We start from the raw sequence: 24,919 nt of genomic DNA, 5'->3' as shown, positions 1-24,919 counted from the left end.
AACTTTGTCAATCCTTATTAAGAAAACAAATTAAAAGCTTATCCCGATAAAAATTAGCATTTCTTGGATAAAAAATATAAATTAGACTAACAGTCAGCCATTTTTCTGCGATAGATAAATAGTTGGCTGATTTGAATAAAAATATAGACCTATAATAAAATTTAAGTAGCAAGAGATGAGTTTTCAAATCAAAACTTTTGAGGAGTATCAAGACGCCTACAAGAAAAGCGTCGAAAACCCTGAGCAATTCTGGGGAGAGGTTGCAGACCAGTTTTTCTGGAAAAGGAAGTGGAATAACGTTTTGCAATGGAATTTCAAAGAGCCTAATATAAAGTGGTTTGAAGGTGGTAAACTGAATATCACAGAGAACTGTTTGGATCGTCATATCTATCAGAATGGTGACACCCCTGCTATTATCTGGGAGCCCAACGACCCTAATGAAGCTCACCGTATTTTGACCTACAAGCAATTATTGGGTAAAGTAGAGCAGTTTGCCAATGTTCTAAAAAACAACGGTATCCGTAAAGGTGATCGTGTCTGTATCTACTTACCGATGGTACCTGAGCTAGTCATCGCAGTGTTGGCCTGTGCTCGTATCGGCGCTATCCACTCAGTGGTATTTGGCGGTTTCTCGGCACAATCCATTGCCGACCGTATCAACGATGCTGAGTGCAAATTAGTCATCACCGCTGATGGAGGTTTCCGCGGAACAAAGGTATTGGAACTGAAAACCATTGTTGATGATGCTTTAATGCAATGCAAATCTGTAGAGAAGGTCATCGTGTTGACACGTTCACGGACTCCCGTATCCATGATCAAGGGACGTGATGTTTGGTGGGAAGATGAGATCAGAAAGGTGGAAACACAAGGGAATCCAGCTTGTCCTGCAGAGGAAATGGATGCAGAAGACACCCTATTTATTCTATATACCTCAGGCTCTACTGGCAAACCTAAAGGAGTGGTGCATACCACTGCCGGTTACATGGTCTACACAGGCTATACCTTTGCCAACACTTTCCAGTACAAACCTGGTGAAGTTTATTTTTGTACCGCTGACATCGGGTGGATTACCGGACACAGTTATATCGTTTACGGCCCACTTTCACAAGGTGCAACCTCATTAATGTTTGAAGGTATCCCTACCTTCCCCGATGCTGGTCGTTATTGGGATATAGTTGATAAATATAAAGTTAATATCATCTACACAGCACCTACAGCTATTCGTTCATTGATGGCTTTTGGCGATGAATATGTAGACAATAAGGATTTATCTTCTTTACGAGTTTTAGGTTCAGTAGGTGAGCCCATCAACGAAGAAGCTTGGAACTGGTATCATGAAAAAGTAGGTAAAGGACGCTGTCCGATTGCTGATACCTGGTGGCAAACAGAAAATGGTGGACACTTAATGACGCCTATCGCTGGTGTAACACCGGAAATTCCAGGTTACGCGATGCTACCTTTGCCGGGTGTACAGCCTTGCTTAATGGACGAAAATGGTAAGGAAATCGAAGGCAACGATGTTTCTGGTAACTTATGTATTAAGTTCCCTTGGCCTGGCATGTTGCGCACAACCTGGGGAGACCATGAACGTTGTAGGCAAACTTACTTCGCTACCTACGAAAATATGTATTTCACAGGCGACGGCTGTTACCGTAGTCCAGAGGGCTATTACCGCATCACGGGTCGTGTGGATGACGTATTGAATGTTTCTGGCCACCGGATCGGAACGGCTGAAGTAGAAAACGCCATCAACATGCACTCGGACGTTGTGGAATCTGCTATCGTAGGCTATCCTCACCCTGTAAAAGGACAAGGAATATATGCTTATGTCATAGCGAATCACCATATCGATGAGGAAAGTACACGTCGTGATATCTTGCAAACGGTATCCCGCTTGATTGGCGCAATTGCCAAACCGGATATCATCCAATTTGTTGATGACTTACCGAAAACACGATCAGGTAAAATCATGCGCCGTATTCTACGAAAAGTCGCAGAGGATGATTTATCCAGATTAGGTGACATATCAACGTTACAGGATCCTACTGTAGTCGATGCGATCATTGAAGGTGCAAAAGCATTTAAAAAATAGATGACAGTTTTAATATGGCAGGGATTGCTTAATCCCTGCCATAAATTTTAATATTATTGGGATAACGTCCTAAAAAAACCACATTTTTTCTTAATTTTATAGCGTTTCCAACACTATTAAACATTAAGACTGCATGCTATTTACTGTTTTAACAGGGTTAATAACATCAAGCCTTTTAATTCCATTTGGCAAATTTATTAAAACCAAGTGGAGCATTGTGCTTCCATTTATACCTGTCTTTCTATTTATTTTCTATCTTCTACAGGTATCATCTGTAGCCAGTGGAATTAATTTTGTCCAGCACATCAGCTGGGTTCCGTCTTTAGGTGTCAATTTCGACTTTCGGCTTGATGGGTTGTCCTTGTTGTTTGCGCTATTGATTACAGGAATAGGTTCAGGGATATTTTTTTACGGACGTACGTACCTGAAAGGTCATCCTTACTTTGACCGTTTCTTCGGTTATCTGCTGCTCTTTATGAGTGCGATGTTAGGGGTTGTGCTGGCAAATAATATCATTACACTGTTTATTTTTTGGGAATTGACCAGTATCAGTTCTTTCTTTCTGATTGGCTTCAACAACGACAACAAAGATTCACGAAAGAGCGCCATTACCGCGTTGAGCATCACCGGTATAGGCGGATTTTTCCTTTTAGCCGGATTGCTATTATTAGGCAATATTGCGGAAACATTCATCATCAGCGAATTGATAGATCGTCGAGATATTATCATTAACCACTCTTTGTATCCATTGTTTGTCGGGTTGATTTTTCTCGGGGCATTTACCAAATCAGCACAGTTCCCTTTCCATTTCTGGCTTCCAGGAGCAATGAAAGCACCTACGCCGGTATCTGCGTATCTGCATTCTGCAACGATGGTAAAAGCGGGTATTTACTTACTAGCACGCTTCACCCCCATCTTGGGCAACACGGACTTTTGGAATTACACCTTAATGATTGTCGGAGGCATTACCATGATTTATGCCGCGGTACATTCTCTATTTCGGATTGACTTAAAGGGTATCCTAGCCTATTCGACCATTTCCGCATTGGGTATCCTGACGTTCTTGTTGGGGCTGGGCACAAAAGATGCCATCATTGCGGCCAGTGTATTTATCTTAGTGCATGCGCTCTACAAGGCTACCCTATTTATGGTGACGGGGATTATTGACCATGAAACGCATACACGCGACATCACCCAGCTTGCCGGCTTACGCAAAGTACTCTTTCCCGTTTTTATTGCTGCACTATTAGCGGCTTTATCAAGTGCTGGACTGCCATTAACTTTCGGTTTCATCGGGAAAGACTTGATATACGAAGCCACACTCCACTACGCGAATAATTGGGCATTATGGTTAACGATTCTAGCCGTAGCGACAAATACAGCCTTGGTCGCGGCAGGTTTTATGGCCGGGGTTAAGCCTTTTGTAGGCAAGTTGCCTACACAGTTTGAAAAAATACACCTACCCTATTCATCCATGTGGCTTCCTCCACTAATCCTGGGTGTACTGGGTATCGTATTCGGATGTATGCCGGGCATGATAGGTGATATTTTTAATCACCGCGCTGCCGATAGCATATTCGGAGCAGAGACGGAAATGCATCTCAAAATATGGCACGGATTTAATACGGTGCTGATTTTAAGCTTGTGCACTTTAGCCGCAGGAACGCTACTTTACCTATTTAATAAGCCAAGTGCAGCGAAATTAAACGCTGTAGAAAGACTCAACAATATTTCTCCACAGCATATTATTCTAAAATTAGCTTCTCTCGTCGAGCGCTTTTCTACAGCATATACCAATAATGTACATGATGGCTTCTTGAGATCCTATCATTTTAAAATCATTGTTTTTGCAGAACTCTTGTTGGCTTATAAGCTTTGGTTAAGTGGCCCTATACAGATTGATTTTGAAAAATTAACGCCCATTACTTGGTATGAGATTGCCTTTGTACTGATTTTAATCGGAGCTGTCTACCTTATTGTAACGACTAAATCCCGGTTAACCTCCGTAGTCTCGACAAGTGTCATCGGCTATTGTATCTGTTTGATTTTTGTGTTCTACAGCGCTCCGGATTTGGCGATGACACAATTTACGATTGACACCTTAACAACTGTACTTTTTGTTCTTGTTCTTTATAAACTTCCTGGCTTTATCAACTTTGCAAAGAAGGGTGTACAGATTCGAGATGCGATTGTAGCTCTTGGTTTTGGGGTCATTATTTCACTGATTATGCTAAAGGTACTTTACGAACCAACGACAACGGAAATCAGTGATTTTTATGGGGAGAACTCTTATCTATTAGCCAAGGGAAAAAATGTGGTCAACGTGATTCTGGTAGATTTCCGGGGTATTGACACCATGTTTGAAACCGTGGTACTATCCATTGCAGCATTGGGGGTATATAGTTTGATTAAGTTACGGTTAAAGTCATCGGAGAAGGAATAAATAATTTGGAAATTTGAAAAATAAAGAATTTGAAAACAACTGAGGGTATCTAAAAGGCTCAACATCATCGTCATTGCGAGGCAACGAAGTCCCGCCTGAGGCGGGAATGATGTTAAAAACGCAGATTGCTTCGTCGCTGCGCTTCTCGCAATGACGCGTTTTTAAGTTTCGAGAACCTTTTTAGGCACCCCCACTCATAACTATAAGAAAATGAAAAGTGCGATATTACAAACAGCTTCACGCTATTTACTTCCCATATTATTGTTATTCTCCTTTTTTCTTCTGTTAAGAGGGCATTATTATCCCGGAGGTGGATTTGTCGGGGGGCTGGTAGCTTCCATTGCATTCGTGTTACATAGTTTTGCCCACGGGACGGAAAACACCATGAAAATCCTACGCTACAAGCCCCTATCGCTTATTCCGATAGGACTGGGAATTTCAGCATTGAGTGTGGTGGCACCGATGATTGCGGGATTGCCACCGATGACTGGACTTTGGTTTGAAGAGCCTATCCCAGTTATCGGAATGATTGGCTCGGCTCTTTTCTTTGACATTGGGGTCTATCTGGTCGTAATTGGCGTAGTCTTAACCATTTTATTTACCATTTCTTTAAACGACTAAAATGGAATTACTGTTAGTATTTGTTATCGGGTTATTATACGCAGCAGGTGTTTACCTTATTCTCCGACGGAGTATGGTGAAGTTGCTGTTAGGGATTATGTTATTGGGGAATGGAACAAATATTCTGATTTTCCTGTTGGGTACGATCACCAAAGGAAAACCTCCTGTTATCGACGAAGCCTACAAGGTATTCCAAGAAATATATGCCGATCCTATTCCACAAGCATTGATATTGACCGCCATTGTCATCAGCTTTGGCTTGACATCATTTGCCATCGTACTTTTAAAGCGGGTCTACGCATTGGTAGATTCTGATGATTTGGATGACTTAAATACCCCTGAAGAAGAAGATTTATGATAGACAACCATATTTTAGCACCTGTTTTTGTCCACCTGTTTGCAGCTATCGTCCAGCTCATCTTTTGGCGAAAGACCATCACCCAACGCTTTATCAGCGTGGGAGGCAGCCTTATTGGTTTATTGGTGGCGATGCGACTGTTCAGCAAGGTGCATCAGGAAGGCATATTAACGATGAATGCATCCGATTGGGATGCCCCTTTCGGAATTGTCTTTGTCGCCGATCTACTGAGTGTGACTTTGGTCGTACTGACATCCATAGCCGCTTTTGCTGTGTCCATCTTTTCTTCTGTAGGGCTTAGCCGGCAACGCATGCTGTATGGTTATTTTCCTATTTTCCATTTCTTAATTATGGGCCTGCACGGCGCATTTTTAACAGGAGACATCTTCAATTTATACGTATACTTTGAGGTTATCATTATCTCTTCTTTTGTGCTGATGACCTTGGGAGGACGCAAAGCACAATTGGAGGGTGCCGTAAAATACATGGCGATGAATATCCTTGCCTCTACTTTTTTCCTGACAGGAATTGGCATTCTCTATGGCATTACGGGCACCTTAAATATGGCGGATCTTTCCTTCAAGATTAAGGATGTGCAGAATCAGACTTTAGTTGGAATCACCTCCTGCTTCTTTATCATAGGCTTTGGAATTAAATCGGCGGTATTCCCTCTGTACTATTGGCTTCCTTCTTCCTATCATACTCCTCCATCAGCGGTGGCAGCTACATTTGGCGGCTTACTGACAAAAGTGGGTATCTATGCTATGCTACGCGTGTTCAGCCTGATCTTTATCCCTGACGACTTTATCTGTACGTTATTGATGGTATTGGCGGTTCTCACCATTCTGACCGGCGCATTTGGTGCATTGATAAAAACCAATATCCGCAGATTGTTTTCTTACCTGATTGTCTGTCATATCGGTTTCATGATGGGAGGTATTGCGATGTTTAGTAAAATTGCCTTGATGGGAGCTGTATTTTACCTCATCCACGACATTATGGTGAAGACTAATATGTTCCTGATTGCAGGTGTCATTCGTCAATTACGCGGCACCATGGATATGGAAAAATTGGGTGGATTGTACAAAGAGTATCCTAAGATTTCCTTGTTAATCGCTTTGGTATTATTCTCTTTAGTGGGCATCCCTCCCTTATCTGGATTTTGGCCGAAGATATTTCTCTTTCAGGAAGCTTTCACACAGCATCAGTATTTCTTCGTCGGCGTTCTTATATTCGGAAGTTTCATTACCCTGTTTGTTATTGCCAAAATGTGGTCAAAGGTATTTTGGAAGGATGTTCCTGAAAATGTGGAAATAGAAGACAAGTTCGCTTCCATGGAACTTTACAGAAAGATCATGATGGTGCTGCCTGTTGGTATCTTAGCGGCGGCCACCTTATATATAGGATTGAATGCGGAAAGCATTGTTAAAATATCAGAACAGATAGCAACACAATTGATAGATACAAGACCGTATGTTGAAGCGGTATTGGGCAATTAAACAGGAAGGTTGATATGATAAAGAATTTTTTAATGAACCTGTTACTGTCAGGCATTTGGGTCGCCTTGACAGGTTCTATGTATTACACCAACTTCGTTTTTGGTTTTATGCTGGGTTTTTTCGTCCTCTGGATAATGAACCGCAATGAAACCGATCAGCGTTACTTTTACCGTGTACCCAAAGTCATTAGTTTTATCTTCTACTTCTTGTATCAAATGATAAAGTCTAATATTCAGGTCGCATTCGATGTGGTTACACCTCGTTATTTTTTCAAACCCGGCATTGTACGTTACCCAATGAATGCCAAAACGGATTTTGAGATTAACTTGCTAACAACGATGATTTCGCTAACCCCCGGAACACTTATCTTGGATATTAGCGAAGACAAAAAGACTATATATATCCACGTGATGTATTTAACGGATCCGGAAACGTTCGTGCGGGAAACAAAATTGGGATTGGAACGTAGATTATTGGAGATTTTAAGATGATAACACTAGAGGCATATTTTGATTATTTCATATTACCCATATTAGCCATTTCGGTCATATTGGTTTTTATCCGGTTGTTTAGGGGACCAGCTGTTGTAGACCGGGTTGTGGCACTCGATTTGATTATCACAATAGGTATTGGTATTATCACTGTTTATAGTATTCGTACTAACCAAAAGGTATTTCTGGATGTCGCTATTATCTTGGCGCTGATTGCTTTCTTAGGCACAGTGGCTTTTGCTTATTATATAGAAAAACAGAAAGATGATTGATATTATTTTAGCATTATTCAGCACTGTAGGTGCACTGTCTATCCTTTTCGCCTCCATAGGCATCCTCCGGATGCCCGACTTTTACTTGCGGCTTTCTGTCACGGTCAAAGCTTCCACATTGGGTGTAGGGTTATTGTTAATATGCGCGGCAATCATGTTCCCGGACGTATCGGTAACGACGAAGGTTATTGCTATTATATTCTTCTTGATTATCACCGCTCCAATTGGTGCACACATGATTGGTCGTGCGGCTTATTTTATCGGAACGCCACTATGGAAAGGTACTGTCATCGATGAACTTGCCGGAATGTACGATGAGGAGACACATACATTGGAAAGCGAACCGAATGAGACAGCGGAGAATAAAGGGGAGAGTTCAGATAGGGGAAATATTGCCACGACAGAGGAAGAAACGGAGTAGATAAAAAACGGTCATGCTTCGACAAACTCAGCATGACCGTTTTTTAAAACACAATACAAACTGGGGTAGGCACCTGGATTTCCTTTTCTATATCCCTTAACTCTCCTGTTTTCGCATCGCGTTCAAACACCACAATATTATGACTTCCCTGATTAGCGACCAATATATATTTTCCATCCGGCGAAAAGTTGAAGTTACGCGGACCTTCTCCTTTTGTTGAATACACCACTTTTTTCTGCAAAGCCCCTCCTTTCAAGACTTCAAACACCGTAATACTATTCGCGTCCCCCCTATTTGTAGCATAAACAAATTTTCCATCAGCAGACAGTTTAATCTCCGCGGCACCATTTTCTCCTGCAAACCCATCTTCATTCATCGATAGGCTTTGCTGCAGCTCCCATTTTCCACCCTTATTTTGATAATGGGCAACTTCACCGGTCAATTCCATCAGCACATAAAGATTTTTCTCTTTTTTATCTATCGCCAAGTGTCGTGGGCCTCCACCAGCTGGTGCTTTTAACACAACCTCTTCAATCAGTTGATAATCATCCTTATCTTTCTGTATCTTATAAATGCTTATCTCATCTGTACCCAAATTTTGTACATATACCTGTTTTTCATCAGGACTGAAAAATGCAGAATGTACATGGGAAGCATTTTGTCTATCCTTATTTGGGCCAACTCCCTCCTGCTTAATCTGCTGAATAACTTCCCCTATTGCACCATTCGGTTCTAAACGATAAACAGTCAATGAACCTCCACCATAATTTGCGACTACAGCAAGTGGGTATTTACGACTAACTGCCACATGGCAGGGGTAAGTCCCATGCGTAGGAACAGTATTCACAAAAGAAAGAATCTCTCCATCAAAGGTAAAGGCTGATAAAGCAGCTGTATTATCTCCGGTCTCATTGACGGCATATAACATTTTATCTCCTTTAGCAAGGGCCAAAAAAGAAGGGTGTTCAGCATTTGTCGTACTGTAGAGTTCGGCTTCTCCTGTTTTGGTGTCAAAAGTATATTGATAAATACCCTGGCTACCTTCATTGGTATACGTACCGATAAACATAGGTCGCTGTTGTGCTGAAAGCACCCCGACCGACAGACTGAGTAATACGGCGAAAATAGATTTCATATCATTTTATTTTTCTTGTGGGGATACAAGATAAGTATTTTTTCGAAAATTCCCCTCCGCTCACTACTCGCAAACAACACTCCCTTACTATCCGTAGTGTTGAGCGAAGCGCACTACGGATGGAATAAATAACAGGTAGTCTGAGACTACCATCATAGTAAAGTCCTTAGACGCCCTTCGGAAGTCTAAGGACAGTAAGGGGTTCGTTCCTCACAATGACGACAACGAGAGTCATTAACTTAACTTTGTCTATAATAACATCAGTCTTTCATGCCTAAAGCTAAACCACGAAGTGGTGAAATTATTTAAGACTCTGATAAATTACAACAGAAACCCTGAAAGAGTGACATTAATTTGTTAAACCGAATGCCTGTTAAATATGGTTAATAAAAAATATAATTTCAGGAATTTTGATAGCTTAGCGCGCAAGATTTAGTAACTTTGAAAAGTATGTTTCTTGCTTCAAAACGAGCAAGAAGATTAAAAGAGAGAAACACATTTATGATGAAGAAATACATCAGTTTATTCATACTGTTTATCAGCGTCTTAACGACACAAAATATTTTGGCGCAAAACAAATTGATTGATAGGGTTGCAGCTACTGTGGGCTCAAGCATTATTTTGCAGTCCGATCTGGAAATGGAATATGCACAAAGCCTAGCGCAGGGTATGAAACCCGACGAGAATATGAAATGTGTCATTCTTCAGCAATTGCTCACACAAAAATTGCTCTCGCAGCAGGCGGTTATCGACTCCGTGGAAGTATCGGAAGCAGAAGTGGACGACGAACTCAACGGACGTATGCAGATGATGGTACGCCAGGCCGGAGGGAAGGAGCGTTTGGAAGAATTCTTGAACCGTTCTTTACTGCAATATAAAGAAGAAATGCGTAGCAACGTACATGAACAGCTTAAGGCTCGGAAAATGCGTGGCAATATCGTATCAGCAATCGATGTAACACCACAGGAGGTAAAGCGTTATTTCGATGCACTTAACCAAGATAGCTTGCCTTACTTTAACACGGAAGTGGAAATCGGTGAAATCGTGATTAACCCTGTTCTGACGAAGGAAGAAAAGGATATTTATCGCAAGAGAGTAGAGGGTTACAGACAGCAGGTCTTAAACGGTTCAGACTTTGCAACAATTGCTCGCTTATATTCAGAAGATGGCGCGGCTCCATTTGGAGGTGAATCAGGCTTCCAAACCAGAGATTATTGGGCAAAGGAATTTTCGGCTATGGCTTTTAAACTAAAAGAAGGTGAAGTATCCCCTGTGTTCGAGACCCAATTTGGTTTTCATATTTTACAGGTACTCCAACGCCGCGGCGAAGAAGTTAATGTGCGCTATATCGTTGTTATCCCGAAACCTACGGATGCCAGCTTGAATCGTACCAAAGCAAAGATTGACAGTATTTACGACAAAGTCACGCAGGGAAAAATGACCTTCAACACGGCGGCCTCTATTTATTCGGATAGTGACGAATCCAAATATACCGGAGGTATGTTGACCAATCAAGAAGATCGTTCCAGCTTAATTCCGGTAGACCAATTGGATAGGGAAACCTTTACAGCTATCGATCCGTTGGAAGTTGGACAATACTCTAAATCATTCGTTTCCAAGGATAGAATGGGAAGACCTGTTTATAAATTTGTATTCTTAAAGTCCCGCATCGCTCCACATAAAGCAAATCTAGATCAGGATTTTGCTAAAATACAGGAAGCTGCCCGACAGGACAAGGTGAACCGTAAATTGAGTGAATGGTTCCAAGACCGTAAGGAAAATACATTCATCGATATCAATCCAGATTTTCTCAAATGCGATGAGCTAAAACCTTGGATTAGTGTTGAGCAATTGGCGCAAACGAAATAAAAGCATTAGACTTCCGAAGTTTTAAAAACTTCAGAAGTCTCCTATCATCATTAAAAAAGGCAATCGAATCGATTGCCTTTTTTTAATATTATTAACGCTCAAACATCATTTCGATCATCACGCGCCATTGATAATCTTCATTGAGCTGCCATATTCTTACATAATTGAACTTAACCACTTTCTCTTTTGTGCGTACGGTAGCTGTACCGGAAGTGTAAGCATATTCTCCGCTATAAGCCCTCCCAACGTTAGCTGGTTCAGTAGTAATTTCAATACCTTTCTTTTTCATGAAGGCCATCACTGTCTTTTTCCCTTCCATTTCCTCTTCCCAAGGATAATAGTAGCGAACATCTTCTGCAAGAAACTCTTTAAAAGCTGCATCATTGTTTGCCTTCAGGATAGTTGAAAAGAGCTCATCACTTTGTAGCACCACTTCTTCCCTTTGCTGCAAACGTACTTTCGAACGGTGTTTCAGATACCAAGAGTCATCAGGTTCGTGATAAACCAAATCTGACTTTTTCCCTTTACCATAATTCTCTACTTCCGCCCGCAGATGCACTTTCCAATTCCCTTTCTTATCCCTACGCCAAACAGTTAGGTATTGTCCATAACGCTTAATAGAACCTACCTTTTGAAACTGTACAGAGCCGGAAGTTACGCCCCAATCCAGACTTTTAGACACCAAAGCAAAATTTGGCTCCCACGACATCACATCGGGAATATTCGGACGGTTGTTCAGGTAATTCAAGGCGTTGACAGGAGATGGAACGTACAATGTCGATTCCTTATCCACGATAGAGGTTAGCGCCTGATGCGGCCCACTATTTTTAGAAATACTTCCCGCGGCCCTATCCGCTGATATCACGCTTCCTACCTTATCAGGGAGTTGTGCCTTCACGGTCAGCGTAGAGGCACATAAAGCCACCGCAACTACCGTATAGATTTTTTTAAACTTCATTCAGATTACTTTGCCTCTTACTAATCAAATCTTATTCCAAAGTGTGCCGTCCTTGCTATCTTTCAGTTGTACCCCAATAGCAGCAAGCTCTTCACGGATACGATCAGAGGTCGTAAAGTCTTTATTTTTCTTAGCTTCGTTGCGTATTTTGATGATAATCTGCATTAGATCGTCCATATTATCACCATCCGCTCCAGCTGTATCGTCGCGAAGGCCAAGAATATCCTGTACAAAAACCTGTAGATATTTGCGTATACCTTCTAAAGTAGCAGCATCCATCGTGGCTTTGCCATCGTAAGTTGCGTTAATAAAACGCACAACTTCGAATAATTCGGCAATCAGCACAGGGCTATTGAAATCATCGTTCATTGCAGCATACGAACGCTCACGGACAGCCTGCAAATCAAAGTCCGATGTTTTAGAAGAAGGCTGTATTTTGTCCAAAAGCGCAATGGCAGCCATCAGCCTTTTGTAACCTTTATCCGCAGCTTCCAACGCTTCATTGGAAAAGTCCAATGTACTGCGGTAGTGGGCCTGCATCATGAAGAAACGTACGGCCATTGGAGAGTAACCACGTTTTAACAAAGGATGGTTTCCCGTGAAAAGCTCGTGCGGTAAAAACCCATTGCCGGCAGATTTAGACATACGCGCACCGTTGACTGTCAACATATTCGTATGCATCCAATACTTAGCGGGTTGCACATGATGGCAAGCTTGCGACTGGGCAATCTCGTTGGTATGGTGCGTTGCCGCCAAATCCATTCCCCCGCCATGAATATCAAATTCTGCCCCTAAATATTTGCTGCTCATTGCGGAACACTCGATATGCCAACCTGGAAAACCAACACTCCAAGGAGCCGGCCAACGCATAATATGTTCAGGTTTTGCTTTTATCCATAAAGCAAAATCTAAACGTCCACGTTTCTCGTCCTGTCCACCCAATTCGCGAGTGTTATTGAGCATATCTTCCAGTTTGCGGTTGGTCAGCATCGTATAATCGTGCTCTTTGACATATTTCTCTACATCAAAGTAGACTGTTCCGTTCACTTCATAAGCATAACCGTTATCAATGATCTGCTTCACCATCTCAATCTGCTCGGAGATATGTCCCGTTGCCGTCGGCTCAATGCTCGGTGGCAAAGTATTGAACAACCGAAGCACATCGTGAAAACCGATAGTATATCTTTGCACAATTTCCATGGGTTCTACCTGTTCCAGACGGGCTTTCTTTGCAAACTTATCATCCCCCTCATCGCGGTCCCCTTCCAAATGCCCGGCATCCGTGATATTACGCACATAGCGCACTTTATAGCCTAAATGCAACAAATAGCGGAAAATCAAGTCGAAAGAAACAAAAGTACGACAGTTTCCTAAATGCACATCGCTATAGACCGTAGGGCCGCATACGTACATGCCCACAAAAGGTGGATTCAAAGGGTCAAACTTTTCTTTTGTCCTTGTTAAAGTATTGTAAAGAACCAGGTTACTGCTCATAAAATCTTGAATAGCCGATTATTATTTTTGTCTAAAAAATATTTGGATAGGTACCCCCTTGAAGTCGAAATTATCGCGTAATTTGTTCTCTATAAATCGCTTGTAAGGGTCTTTGATATATTGCGGAAGGTTACAGAAGAATGCAAACATCGGGGATCTCCCCTGAATCTGGGTAACATATTTAATCTTGATATACTTTCCTTTAGTCGATGGTGGCGGATAGTTTTCGATAATATCGAGCATCACCTCATTTAACTTCGATGTCGGGATTTTTTTCGTTTTATTCTCATAAACTTCCATCGCAGTTTCTACCACCTTAAAAATACGCTGTTTTTCCGTAACGGAAGTAAAAATAAGCGGCACATCCGTGAAAGGAGCTATCTTTTCCTTGATACGGGTTTCGAACTCCTTCATCGTCTTATTGTCTTTTTCTATAGTATCCCATTTATTGACAACCACGACAATACCTTTTTTATTTTTCTCCGCCAAGTGAAAGATGTTGATATCCTGTGACTCAATACCATCTTTGGCATCCAACATCAAGATGATGACATCAGAATCTTCCAGCGCCTTGATTGTACGCATGACAGAATAAAATTCAATATCTTCATTTACACGGTTTTTGCGACGAAGTCCTGCCGTATCGACCAATAGGAATTCATGCCCAAATTGATTATAATGAATGCGAATAGAATCACGTGTTGTTCCGGCAATATCAGTCACAATATTTCTATCTACCCCAAGCAGCGCATTGGTCAAAGAAGACTTGCCGACATTCGGCCGTCCAACAATGGTAATCCTTGGCAAGCTGTCCTCCTCTTCCTCTTCCTGTGCCGGGAAATGAGATACCACAGCATCCAATAACTCACCTGTACCAGATCCTGTAGCTGAAGATACATTATAGATTTCTCCAAGACCAAAAGCATAGAATTCCGCCGAATCATGGTGCAACTTAGCATGGTCAACTTTATTCGCCACAACATATACCGGTTTGGACGTACGGCGCAACATATCAGCGATTTCATCGTCCAAATCTGTAATACCGGTAGTTACATCCACCATAAAAATAATAACCGATGCCTCATCAATAGCAATATGTACCTGATCTCGGATAGCCTCCTCGAAGACATCATCCGATCCATGCACAAAACCACCGGTATCGATTACTGTAAATTTCTTTCCTATCCACTCGGCCGTTTCGTAGTGACGGTCGCGGGTTACACCGCTAAAGTCATCGACAATGGCCTTTCTACTCTCTGTCAATCGATTAAATAAGGTTGATTTGCCTACATTCGGCCGACCAACAATTGCAACAATATTTGCCATATATATTTGATATATCTGTTACCTCACGGCAACTTTAAAATTATGCTTTTTTTACTAAGGTTACAAAGTTACAATAAATTAAAGGATTATGCAGGTCTATCAACAAAAATGGCTTTGCGATGTTGCAAAGCCATTTTAGAATTTTTCGGAAAATCATTTCCCCGAAAAGATACGTTTATTCTTTAATTTGTTGGATTTTGGGTTAACGTACCCGGATATGAGTTAATAGCATCTTGTGGAATATAATATATCACACGATAATCCGTAGCCGGAATCGTTTCGAATTGTGCGTGCGGACCCGGATATTGACGGGTTAAAGCTTTGCCGTTACGGAATACGTCATAACTACGCTCAGCTTGATAAGCCAATTCTAATTGACGTTCTTTATCAATTCGGCTTCCCGCATTAGATGCATCCAAAGAAGCGTATGCACCATTTACGATAGAACGCGTTCTGATTTCGTTCAAATCTTTCAAAGCAGACGGATAATCGCCTAATTTAGCATAAGCTTCAGCACGATTCAAATAGACTTCTCCCAAACGACTAATAATTGGTGAATGCAGATGAGAATCTTCTCCTTCACGTGAACATTTTGTAATATAAAATTGTGGATATACACGATTCAAGGAGATGAAATTATCAACCACCCCAGTATAGGTCTTGCCATCTTTGTATTGAATACTATAGATTTCCTGCGCAACATCTACTGGTGTCAATGTATAAGTATCATCACCATCCTTAGCGGTGATTGTACTGCCACTACGTGTGATATTAGCCTGAACATAGTTCACAATATTTGTCCCATCTTCTTTGATAAAACGGAATACTTCTGTGTATGCTCCCGCATCATTTTTAGAATAAGTCGGTTCGATAAAAGCGGCACGCGCATCTACTATTTTATAGTTATCTGGACGCCAGTCATTACGACCTGTTTCATTCAACAAATCAATGTATTTCGCACTTGCATACATCTCTCCCCAGCCCATGCCTCCAATGTTTGCATACATACCTCCCACACCGTAATAATGATCATAGCCAGAAAACTCTGCTGCAACACGTTTCACTGCAAAGATGGTTTCCGGATTGTTTTCTGGCGTTAAGGTATTATACTTCATAAATTGTTCACGAGGTAGCAAAGCATACTCTCCAGAGTTAATCACTTTATTTGCATAATCTACAGATAGTTGCGCATACTCCCGGTTAGGAGATTCATACGTACCGCTCATATATAGATATACACGGGATAACATTGCCTGCGCAGCCCCTTTCGACGCACGAATATGACTTGTTCCAGCCAACAATTCCTCCGCCTTTTTCAAATCTGCAACAACCTGTTCATAGGTCTCTTTTACCGTGGCTCGATCAGGTAACGTCATATTGATGACATCTTCCGGTGTACCGTTTACGATAGGCACCCCTAAATTTGTCTCCGGAGTTTGATAATATGGGCGTCCATACGCACGAACCAGATAGAAGTACATCATTCCTCGGATATAATAACACTCACCCAATTGACTGTCTATTTCGGCGTTTTGTCCTTCTTCCACCATCTTGATGATGTTAGAAGCTTGGGCAATAGCTTTATATCCAGAATCCCAAAACTGAGCCAAACGGTAATTATTTGGAGAACGTGAGAAAGAGATAAATTCATAAAAAGCATCCGTAGACGAGCCACGAATCATCATGTTGTCACCTGCATATTCACCCGCACGGTGCATAGGGTCGGACCATGCCTTCAATTGCGCATAAGTCCCGTTAAGCAAGGCATCTAAGGAGCTTGCTGGATCATTTGTTATACTTCCAGAATCCATTGATCCATAGGGTAAACGATCCAAATCACAAGAAGCAAGAGTAGCCGAAGCCAGTAATGCTATTAATATTTTCTTTTTCATGTAGTTTTCTTCGTTTTAAAATGAAACATTCAAGCCAAACATATATTTACGCGTAGCCGGATATACTCCTGGCCCTGTAGATAATAGAACCGCCCCATCATTAGCCGGAATCTCTGGATCTACCCCTGAATAGTTGGTGATTACACATAGATTTTCACCGGTAAAAAATACACGTAGATTTTTCACGCCATATTGGTTTAGTTTCAGATTGTATCCCAGACTCAAAGAACGCAATCTCAAGAAGTCATTTTTCTCTATATAACGAGAAGAAGCTAAGTTCCCTTGATCTTTGTTGTTGTATTTGGCGATAGGATGTGTAGCATTGTCACCCGGTTTTTCCCAACGGCTCCATCCTGGCATCAGCTTCATTTGGTTTCTATCGGTATATGTACCGTCTGAATCATACTCTTGACGAGAGTAGTTGTACAATTTTCCTCCTAGAGAATAACTAAAAGTAGCACCTAAATCAAATTGCTTATACTGTAATGCAGTTGCAAAACCACCAAATAGTTTAGGTGCAGCACGACCTAATTTTTCGAATGTAGCATCCGCATATTTAGAGGTTGTCTCGCGGGAGGTTTCATTACCATCGGCATCTCTCGCTACTTTATACCACATTGGCGCTCCATTATCAGGGTTTACGCCTGCCCATTCTTTCACGTAATATGTATCGACAGGTCTACCCGGTTCTAAAACATATTGTGCAGACCCCGCTATATTCATCCCCGTACCGATATACACAGGTTTTACCGAATAAGAACCATCTGCATTCCGTGTTGGGAACAAATTGGTTAATTTATTCACATTATGCCCTAAGTTCACATCTAAGCTCCACAACCAATCATTAGTACGAATGATATCACCTCCAATAGAGACCTCAATTCCTTTGTTATTCATTTCACCAATGTTCTGCCAGATTCTTGTCACTCCTGACAGACCACTGATTGGCACATGATATAGGACGTTATCAGTATCTTTGCTATAGAAATCTACTGTAGTGCGGATGCGGTTATTCAAGAATGCAGCATCTACCCCGATACCTGTAGTCATCGTTTTTTCCCAAGTCAAATTTCTGTTACCAATTTGACTAATTAATGCTCCGGGATCACCGTCATAACTAGCCGCCGCTGAAATGGCATATAAGTCATATTGTGGATATAGCGAACTTGGTCTGTTACCAGAAGAACCATAAGACGCACGAAGTTTCAAGGCATCTACATAGTCAGCCTTGAACCAGCTTTCGTTATGGATATTCCAACCTCCACTGATAGAGAAGAAATTACCATACTTCGCATTATCGCCAAAGTTTGAAGCACCATCTCTACGCAAGGAAGCTTCTACCATATAGCGGTTATCATAAGTATAGTTTACTTTAGATAGAAGGGACTGTACAGCCCATTCACTAATACCTCCCTTTGTACGCTCAGGCTTGGCAACCACGTCTAATATCTCAAAACCTGGTACAAAGCCTGTACCGTAGACATCAAGATTTTTAGACTGATAATCATTAAACTCATATCCTCCTACAGCATATAAAGCATGCGCACCCCAAGTTTTATTCACCGTCAACATTTGGTTGGTATAACGTCTGGCAACTTCAGAGCGATAGTCTGAAATACGTCCTTGAACACTTAAACCACCATTCGAACGTGGATCAGTATACCCACTACTCCCGTAGTTAATATAACGGTAGTTATTCACGGAATTGAATGTTAGCCAATCTGTCAATTGTACCACAAAATCCAAGTTACCCATCAATTCATAGTTAGTTGCGGCAGATTTATTCCACTGCAAATCATACAAGTAATTTGTACTGGCACTATTTACCCAAGAACTGGAACGGTGCCCTACTAAATTACCATCAGGATCAAACGGGCTATCCCAAGGAAGGTTCGAATACATCGCTGTCACCGAATACTCACGATCTTCAATACCTCGACGTGCACCTACGATAGATGGCTTAATTGTTAACCATTCAAAGGGTTTATATTCTTGATTCAATCGTACATTGTAACGTCTGTAATCATAACCTTTGACTGCTCCCTTCTCATCGTACATACCTACAGACAAGAAAGAACGTAATTTTTCCGTACCGCTGGAAATGGACACATTGTGGTTCTGGACAAATCCACTTTGTGTAGCCAGATCCCACCAGTCGAAGTTGCTATTCCGCAACTCTGGTTTCCAACGCGGAAAAGAAATTTCATTGGCATTGGCAAAGGCTGCATAATAATCATACAGCTCTTCTCCGTTCATCACCTTCAGGTTACCGTTTGTCAACTGATTGAAACCCATCCGTGTAGACACGTTGATATTGGTAACACCAGCTTTGGCTCTTTTGGTCGTTACAACGACTACTCCATTTGCACCTTGTGAACCGTAGATAGCGGTTGAAGCCGCATCTTTTAATACAGTCATCGTCTCGATATCATCCGGATTCAGATCACCTGCTCCCGATCCAACGATAACACCATCAATAACCCACAATGGACTTGTTGTACCATTCAGGGTCGCTTGCCCACGGATAACAACCGCACCGCCAGAACCTGGACGTCCTGAACCTGGAGAAACAAAAGCTCCGGCAACTTTACCGTTTAGCATGTTCTCCACAGATGGGTTGGTAATATCACGCAACTCATCGCCTTTTACTACCTGCATCGCACCAGTTAAGCTCTCCTTACGTTGCACACCATAACCTACGACCACAACCTCTTCCAAAGATTGGTCACTTTCCTGTAGAATAACCGAAAGAACGTTACCCGTAACAGCCTGTTCTATACGGTTGTAGCCTACAGCAGTAAAGACTAAGGTTTGTCCGCGATTAGCAGAAATAGTAAAGTTTCCCTGATCGTCGGTAGAAGTCGATACAAATGGATTTTCTTTTACACTTACTGTAACACCTGCTACAGCACCTGTCGATGAGGTAACACGGCCTGTTACTGTTTGCTGGTAAAATACATGTTCGTAAGCGATCGATCCGCTACCGAATGCCAACTCTGTATGAGCGATAACACCCAGCATCAAGACAGATGCCAATCGAACGTTTTTACCAATAAAGAAAGGTTTTGTAAATCTCTTTATCATAAAACAATTTTTAAGGTTTTCAAAAAAATTTAGTTAGCTATGATTATTTAGCTTTTGCAAGCTAAGGAAATGTTATGCAAATGAGAATTTTACATTAAACGAAAACGATTGCGTAAAATAACGCAATCGTTTGTACCAATAAAAAGATGTAACGCTTCTGTTTTCTACCTTATTGTTTCTCCAAGAAAAGAAGAAGCAAACAAAAAAAGAGCAATCGAATAACGATTGCCCTTTTTTCAAGATAAAAAGCAACAAATGCTTAGTAATTTGGATTTTGATCCAACGTACCTTTACCGCGATCAATGACATTTTGCGGAATTGGCCACAAATTATCTCTCCCATCAACAAAAGTCCTGTTTTCCACAAAAAATCTGTCTGTCAAAGAAGTAAATGTTACCTCTCCAGTAGCAGAATTAACTGTACCTTTTGACAAAGAGCCATATACTGGACCACTCATCACCTCTTTTGCTATTCCCCAACGGATGATATCAAATCTTCTACGCCCTTCTCCTGCCAATTCTACACGCAGTTCACGACGAACTAATTCCCTTAGTTTTGCCTGTCCGCTATAAACAGCTTTATTGACTTTACCCATACCCGCTCTTTCTCTCACCAGATCAATATTGTCATAAACACTATTATCAATTTGGTTCAATTCAATCTTTGCTTCAGCATTCAAAAGCAAAATCTCTGCATAGCGCTGAACAATAATATTTGTTCCTACATTCCATACATTGGCATAGGATGAAGGTTCCTGGATATATTTACGATAGTTATAACCTGTACTTGACGCATTGTCTGGTCCCGAAGGGTAATCAATAGAGTTGGGATTCAGGGGATCAAAATATTTGCCTGTATACAAAGCTCCTGGATAAATGACTGTTGCTTCAAAACGCGGATCCCTATTTTCGAATGGTTTCGCGGGGTTATATGCAGACGAAGCTGTTATTTCCTCTCCGTCTTTGGTTTCATATGCATCCACTAAACTTTGCGTAGGTACAATAGAACTCCAGCCTCCTAAGGAGTTAGGCAACATGATCCGATTACAATATAATCATGGTAGTATTAAAAGAAAAGCCCTAAGTTAACTTAGAGCTTTTAGTAGCGGGGACCAGACTCGAACTGATGACCTTCGGGTTATGAGCCCGACGAGCTACCAACTGCTCCACCCCGCAATGTTTCTTTTTGTGATAAGTCTACACTGCTTAGACTTTTTAGTAGCGGGGACCAGACTCGAACTGATGACCTTCGGGTTATGAGCCCGACGAGCTACCAACTGCTCCACCCCGCAATGTTTTGGTGGCACAAAGGTAGGACTTTTTAAGTTATAAACAAAATATAAAATCAAAAATTGTAAAAAAGCACCATTTCCAGTCTATACATAGACTTGGCGTCTCAATACATGGACGTCAGGTCTCTTGACAATACCATAAAGTATAATGACAATAAGACGATGTAAGTCATCAACATAACCAAGTCCCGTTACTTTACCGTAGTGTAACGAGACTTGGTTATATAGTCAGCTGACATGGATACAGTGTCTCGTGACATGGATATGTTGTCCGTAGGCAACATACCCCTGTAAGCATACATCATGCTTATGTATACCTACATGATGGTTCATGCACATGACATCATCACTATGTGTGTGCTGCGAATGAGCATGTTTTTCTATTTTGTCATTTAACATCGTCTTTTTCCATCGCTCTTTCCAGACTTTTTAAACAGGTTCTCCCCTCGATACATAACGATACCGGACCGTTTCATCAGGCTGGGTGATCCCTATTCAACATCTCGTTTATATGTGGTCTCGTCGACATTAAGCAAAGCTATGTCCCGATTCTTGGTCAGTAAGTTATGGGAATGTATTATCCGCTATTGAGTCATCAGCACCCTGATTTCATACAATAGCGTACTGACATAGCTTTATAATAGCTTAAATATAATTGGTTCAAACCTCAGAAATTGACCTTAAAAGCGAAAAAGACCTATAAGGTTTTGGAAACCTTATAGGTCTATATTGAAAGAACTAGACATGGAATTATTTGGCCTTTTTGATGAATCAATTTAGACACCAGGCCCCAATTTTCCCAATCCATATGCATTAAATTTGGCTCTGAGATAGACACATCACCATGTATTGGATTCTTTTTGACAGACTCTAATAGCAAGTGTGAACTTTGTTATCTTCTTAATGATTCACATATTTTTCGTTTCTTTGTACTGGTAAAAAATAAATATATGACGCATAAAGCAGGATTTGTAAGTATTATCGGAAAACCCAATGCCGGGAAATCCACGTTAATGAACTCCTTAGTTGGTGAGAAGATGTCTATTATCACTCCCAAAGCGCAGACTACGCGTCACCGCATCATTGGTATCGTCAATGAGGAAGATTATCAAATCGTTTTTTCCGACACTCCTGGCGTCATCAAGCCCAATTACTCGCTACAGGAATCCATGATGAACTTTGTTCAAGGCTCACTTATTGATGCCGATGTGATTCTTTTCGTTACCGATATTCATGAAAAGTATGACGAAAACGATGTCATCGAAAGATTGCGCAAGACTTCCTCTCCTGTTGCCGTATTGATCAACAAAATTGATAAATCTTCGGAAGAAGAGGTAAAGGCAAAAATTGAGTTCTGGAAAGAAAAGATCAACCCCGATACTATTTTCGCTATCTCCGCACTGCATGAGTATGGAGTAGCCAATATTATGGACTACATCAAAGAAAAGATGCCTGTACATCCGCCTTATTATGAAAAAGATGAGTTGACGGACAAAAATATGCGCTTCTTTGTGTCGGAGATGATCCGAGAAAAGATTTTCAAACTTTACGACAAAGAAATTCCCTACAGTACAGAAGTTGCCGTTACATCCTATAAAGAGGAAGCTAATATTACCCGTATAGCGGCCGAAATATATGTAGAGCGGGATTCACAGAAAAATATCATCGTTGGAAAGGCTGGGTCTATGATTAAAAAAGTAGGAACATACGCTCGTCAGGACATTGAAGAGTTTATTGGAGGAAAGGTTTTCTTAGAACTCTTCGTAAAAGTTATCCCAGACTGGAGAGCCAAAAAGAATATGCTCAAAAGATTTGGGTATGAGGACTAAGACCTTAAGCTATAGGCTATAAGCCATTTGCTTAAAGCTTACTGCTTATCGCTAAAATATTCACGAAGTGCTTTAACCTGTTTAAGGTTAAGCACTTTTTTTAGCTCCTCATCTGAAGCTTCCTTAACTTTCTTTGCAGACTTAAATGTCTTCAACAATTTTTCGACAGAAGTCTTCCCTACCCCTGGGATATTCTCCAATTCGGAAACAAAAGTCTTTCGACTACGTTGATTGCGGTGAAAGGTAATCCCGAAACGGTGGGCTTCGTCTCGAAGATGTTGTATGATCTTCAACGTCTCTGATTTTTTGTCCAGATAAAGCGGATACTGATCCCCAGGATAGTACAGCTCTTCCAAACGTTTTGCTATACCAATAACAGTCACTTTCTTTTCAATACCCAATAGTTTGAGACTTTTCAACGCCGCGCCAAGCTGTCCCTTTCCACCATCAATAATAATCAACTGGGGTAGCTCTTGGTCTTCATCCAACAGACGACGATAACGCCGGAATACAGCTTCCTCCATTGTTGCAAAATCATTGGGTCCCACAACCGTTTTCACATTAAAATGCCTATAATCCTTTTTAGAGGGTTTTGCATCTTTGAACACAACGATGGCCGACACAGGGTAATTCCCTTGTATATTGGAATTATCAAAACATTCGATATGACGAGGAAGCACATTCATTCGTAAATCCTTTTGCATCTGTTGGAGAATGCGTTCGGTTTTGATTTCCGGATTCAACTTTTCGTATTGTAGCATACGTTCCTTCTTGAAATAAGCGACATTTTTAAGCGATAAATCGAGTAGATTTTTTTTCTCTCCTGCTCTTGGAATAGTAAATTTTAGGCTACTATCCGTTTCAATATCCATTTCAAAAGGGATAATAATCTCCCGAGAGGTACTTTTAAATCGGTTACGGATTTCAGGGATTGCCAAAGACAGCAATTCCTGTTCGGTTTCATCCAATCGTTTTTTCATCTCCACAGTCTGAGTCTGTATGACGACTCCATGTACCACTTTCAAATAATTGACAAACGCATAGCTTTCATCTGATGCTATACTGAATACATCGACATTGGTAATGGATGAGCTTACCACGGTGGATTTACTTTGATAATTGGACAGTTTATCTAACTTCACTTTCAAACGATGAGCTCCTTCAAAATCGAGTTCTTCTACCGCAGCCTGCATCTGACTTTTCAGTCTATTGGTGACCACGGAAATCTTCCCGTTCAAGATATCTTTAATGTCAGCTAAATTTTGCTCGTAATCTTCTTCTGATTGATAACCCTCACAAGGCCCCTTACAGTTCCCAATCTGATATTCCAAACATATCTTATATTTTCCTTTGGCAATATTTTCTGGAGATAAGTTCAGATTACAGGTTCTTAGAGGGAACAGTTCCCGAATCATGTCCAGAATGATATGCATCATACCTACGGAAGCATAGGGACCATAATAGCGAGAACCGTCTTTAATATATTTTCGAGTCCAGAATACACGGGGAAAATGCTCCTGTTTAATGACAATCCAAGGATAGGTCTTATCATCCTTCAACAAGACATTATAGCGAGGCTTATGCTTCTTTATCAAGTTATTCTCCAGAAGCCAAGCATCGATCTCGGTATCCACAATGGTAAAAGCGATACGGTTTATTTTCCGCACCAAGACACGTGTTTTACCGTTTAACTGATGATCATTGACAAAATACGAACCTACACGATTACGAAGGTCTTTTGCCTTACCAATATAAATCAGTTCGTTATTCTTATCAAAATATTGATATACACCGGGCTTATGGGGTATTTTCTTTAGCTCTTCTCTATAATCGAATGTAGACAT

General features: G+C 41.1%; 18 protein-coding genes and 2 tRNA genes. 10 read left to right on the top strand and 10 right to left on the bottom strand.

From position 1 onward, the window contains the following. The first annotated feature begins 175 nt into the window (after positions 1–175). The 8 genes from acs to mnhG all read left to right on the top strand — a co-directional run bounded on the left by acs (position 176) and on the right by mnhG (position 8,197). Positions 176–2,092, top strand: coding sequence for an acetate--CoA ligase (gene acs / locus BM375_RS09290; RefSeq protein ID WP_093365496.1), 1,917 nt, complete (start codon positions 176–178; stop codon positions 2,090–2,092). Between the two features lie 133 nt (positions 2,093–2,225). Continuing rightward, the gene (locus BM375_RS09285) at positions 2,226–4,535 is read left to right on the top strand and encodes a putative monovalent cation/H+ antiporter subunit A (RefSeq protein ID WP_093365495.1); all 2,310 of its coding nucleotides are present in this window, start codon (positions 2,226–2,228) and stop codon (positions 4,533–4,535) included. 210 nt (positions 4,536–4,745) lie between these two features. Beyond that, a complete protein-coding gene (locus BM375_RS09280; RefSeq protein ID WP_093365494.1) occupies positions 4,746–5,156 on the top strand; it encodes a Na+/H+ antiporter subunit B in 411 nt (136 codons plus the stop codon). A gap of 1 nt (position 5,157) precedes the next feature. Then, positions 5,158–5,514, top strand: coding sequence for a Na+/H+ antiporter subunit C (locus BM375_RS09275; protein WP_093365492.1), 357 nt, complete (start codon positions 5,158–5,160; stop codon positions 5,512–5,514). After that, positions 5,511–7,013 carry a proton-conducting transporter transmembrane domain-containing protein gene (locus BM375_RS09270; RefSeq protein WP_093365491.1) on the top strand — a complete coding sequence of 501 codons (1,503 nt, stop codon included), beginning with the start codon at positions 5,511–5,513 and terminating at the stop codon, positions 7,011–7,013. The genes BM375_RS09275 and BM375_RS09270 overlap by 4 nt, the downstream gene beginning before the upstream one ends. 14 nt (positions 7,014–7,027) lie before the next feature. Further along, a complete protein-coding gene (locus BM375_RS09265; protein ID WP_093365489.1) occupies positions 7,028–7,504 on the top strand; it encodes a Na+/H+ antiporter subunit E in 477 nt (158 codons plus the stop codon). Next, positions 7,501–7,776 (top strand): monovalent cation/H+ antiporter complex subunit F, encoded by a 276-nt coding sequence (locus tag BM375_RS09260; RefSeq protein WP_093365488.1) that lies wholly within the window; start codon positions 7,501–7,503, stop codon positions 7,774–7,776. The genes BM375_RS09265 and BM375_RS09260 overlap by 4 nt, the downstream gene beginning before the upstream one ends. Beyond that, positions 7,769–8,197 carry a monovalent cation/H(+) antiporter subunit G gene (mnhG, locus tag BM375_RS09255; RefSeq protein WP_093365486.1) on the top strand — a complete coding sequence of 143 codons (429 nt, stop codon included), beginning with the start codon at positions 7,769–7,771 and terminating at the stop codon, positions 8,195–8,197. The genes BM375_RS09260 and mnhG overlap by 8 nt, the downstream gene beginning before the upstream one ends. A 43-nt stretch (positions 8,198–8,240) precedes the next feature. Here the strand turns inward: mnhG and BM375_RS09250 are convergent, their stop codons facing one another. Next, positions 8,241–9,332, bottom strand: coding sequence for a lactonase family protein (locus tag BM375_RS09250; protein WP_093365485.1), 1,092 nt, complete (start codon positions 9,330–9,332; stop codon positions 8,241–8,243). Between the two features lie 501 nt (positions 9,333–9,833). On the opposite strand from BM375_RS09250, the gene BM375_RS09245 reads away from it, so the two are divergent. Then, on the top strand, positions 9,834–11,201 hold the full coding sequence (locus BM375_RS09245; RefSeq protein WP_093365793.1) for a peptidylprolyl isomerase: 1,368 nt from the start codon (positions 9,834–9,836) through the stop codon (positions 11,199–11,201). Between the two features lie 91 nt (positions 11,202–11,292). Here BM375_RS09245 and BM375_RS09240 read toward each other — a convergent pair whose 3' ends face one another. The 8 genes from BM375_RS09240 to BM375_RS09205 all read right to left on the bottom strand — a co-directional run bounded on the left by BM375_RS09240 (position 11,293) and on the right by BM375_RS09205 (position 21,246). After that, positions 11,293–12,159, bottom strand: a complete 867-nt coding sequence (locus tag BM375_RS09240; RefSeq protein WP_093365484.1) for a DUF4440 domain-containing protein — start codon at positions 12,157–12,159, stop codon at positions 11,293–11,295. A 24-nt stretch (positions 12,160–12,183) separates the two neighbouring features. Beyond that, positions 12,184–13,653: a cysteine--tRNA ligase gene (cysS, locus tag BM375_RS09235; RefSeq protein WP_093365483.1), complete on the bottom strand. Its 1,470-nt coding sequence runs from the start codon at positions 13,651–13,653 to the stop codon at positions 12,184–12,186. A 21-nt stretch (positions 13,654–13,674) separates the two neighbouring features. Continuing rightward, entirely contained in the window at positions 13,675–14,979 is a 1,305-nt protein-coding gene (gene der, locus BM375_RS09230; protein ID WP_093365482.1) for a ribosome biogenesis GTPase Der, read from the bottom strand. 182 nt (positions 14,980–15,161) lie between these two features. Then, a complete protein-coding gene (locus BM375_RS09225) occupies positions 15,162–16,871 on the bottom strand; it encodes a RagB/SusD family nutrient uptake outer membrane protein (RefSeq protein WP_093365481.1) in 1,710 nt (569 codons plus the stop codon). 15 nt (positions 16,872–16,886) lie between these two features. After that, positions 16,887–19,955 (bottom strand): SusC/RagA family TonB-linked outer membrane protein, encoded by a 3,069-nt coding sequence (locus BM375_RS09220; RefSeq protein ID WP_093365479.1) that lies wholly within the window; start codon positions 19,953–19,955, stop codon positions 16,887–16,889. A 259-nt stretch (positions 19,956–20,214) separates the two neighbouring features. Next, positions 20,215–20,991, bottom strand: coding sequence for a RagB/SusD family nutrient uptake outer membrane protein (locus BM375_RS09215; RefSeq protein ID WP_093365478.1), 777 nt, complete (start codon positions 20,989–20,991; stop codon positions 20,215–20,217). Positions 20,992–21,057: 66 nt separating this feature from the next. Further along, positions 21,058–21,130, bottom strand: a tRNA-Met gene (locus BM375_RS09210). 43 nt (positions 21,131–21,173) lie between these two features. After that, positions 21,174–21,246 (bottom strand) — tRNA-Met (locus BM375_RS09205). Between the two features lie 950 nt (positions 21,247–22,196). On the opposite strand from BM375_RS09205, the gene era reads away from it, so the two are divergent. Beyond that, on the top strand, positions 22,197–23,075 hold the full coding sequence (gene era, locus BM375_RS09200; RefSeq protein WP_093365476.1) for a GTPase Era: 879 nt from the start codon (positions 22,197–22,199) through the stop codon (positions 23,073–23,075). A gap of 38 nt (positions 23,076–23,113) precedes the next feature. On the opposite strand, the gene uvrC is transcribed toward era, so the two are convergent. Continuing rightward, the gene (gene uvrC, locus BM375_RS09195) at positions 23,114–24,919 is read right to left on the bottom strand and encodes an excinuclease ABC subunit UvrC (RefSeq protein WP_093365474.1); all 1,806 of its coding nucleotides are present in this window, start codon (positions 24,917–24,919) and stop codon (positions 23,114–23,116) included.

The sequence above is a fragment of the Sphingobacterium wenxiniae genome (genome assembly GCF_900116225.1).
In the GTDB taxonomy this organism is placed as follows: domain Bacteria; phylum Bacteroidota; class Bacteroidia; order Sphingobacteriales; family Sphingobacteriaceae; genus Sphingobacterium; species Sphingobacterium wenxiniae.
Note: the sequence above shows the minus strand (reverse complement) of the source record. Positions and strands in the feature narration are given on the sequence as shown.

Coding starts and splice junctions, on each gene's coding strand:
- BM375_RS09280 (WP_093365494.1), top strand. CDS start 4,746: ATGAAAAGTGCGATATTACAAACAGCTTCACGCTATTTACTTCCCATA.
- BM375_RS09285 (WP_093365495.1), top strand. CDS start 2,226: ATGCTATTTACTGTTTTAACAGGGTTAATAACATCAAGCCTTTTAATT.
- uvrC (WP_093365474.1), bottom strand. CDS start 24,919: ATGTCTACATTCGATTATAGAGAAGAGCTAAAGAAAATACCCCATAAG.
- BM375_RS09245 (WP_093365793.1), top strand. CDS start 9,834: ATGATGAAGAAATACATCAGTTTATTCATACTGTTTATCAGCGTCTTA.
- BM375_RS09270 (WP_093365491.1), top strand. CDS start 5,511: ATGATAGACAACCATATTTTAGCACCTGTTTTTGTCCACCTGTTTGCA.
- acs (WP_093365496.1), top strand. CDS start 176: ATGAGTTTTCAAATCAAAACTTTTGAGGAGTATCAAGACGCCTACAAG.
- BM375_RS09225 (WP_093365481.1), bottom strand. CDS start 16,871: ATGAAAAAGAAAATATTAATAGCATTACTGGCTTCGGCTACTCTTGCT.
- BM375_RS09220 (WP_093365479.1), bottom strand. CDS start 19,955: ATGATAAAGAGATTTACAAAACCTTTCTTTATTGGTAAAAACGTTCGA.
- BM375_RS09240 (WP_093365484.1), bottom strand. CDS start 12,159: ATGAAGTTTAAAAAAATCTATACGGTAGTTGCGGTGGCTTTATGTGCC.
- BM375_RS09215 (WP_093365478.1), bottom strand. CDS start 20,991: ATGTTGCCTAACTCCTTAGGAGGCTGGAGTTCTATTGTACCTACGCAA.
- mnhG (WP_093365486.1), top strand. CDS start 7,769: ATGATTGATATTATTTTAGCATTATTCAGCACTGTAGGTGCACTGTCT.
- era (WP_093365476.1), top strand. CDS start 22,197: ATGACGCATAAAGCAGGATTTGTAAGTATTATCGGAAAACCCAATGCC.
- BM375_RS09250 (WP_093365485.1), bottom strand. CDS start 9,332: ATGAAATCTATTTTCGCCGTATTACTCAGTCTGTCGGTCGGGGTGCTT.
- BM375_RS09260 (WP_093365488.1), top strand. CDS start 7,501: ATGATAACACTAGAGGCATATTTTGATTATTTCATATTACCCATATTA.
- cysS (WP_093365483.1), bottom strand. CDS start 13,653: ATGAGCAGTAACCTGGTTCTTTACAATACTTTAACAAGGACAAAAGAA.
- BM375_RS09275 (WP_093365492.1), top strand. CDS start 5,158: ATGGAATTACTGTTAGTATTTGTTATCGGGTTATTATACGCAGCAGGT.
- der (WP_093365482.1), bottom strand. CDS start 14,979: ATGGCAAATATTGTTGCAATTGTTGGTCGGCCGAATGTAGGCAAATCA.
- BM375_RS09265 (WP_093365489.1), top strand. CDS start 7,028: ATGATAAAGAATTTTTTAATGAACCTGTTACTGTCAGGCATTTGGGTC.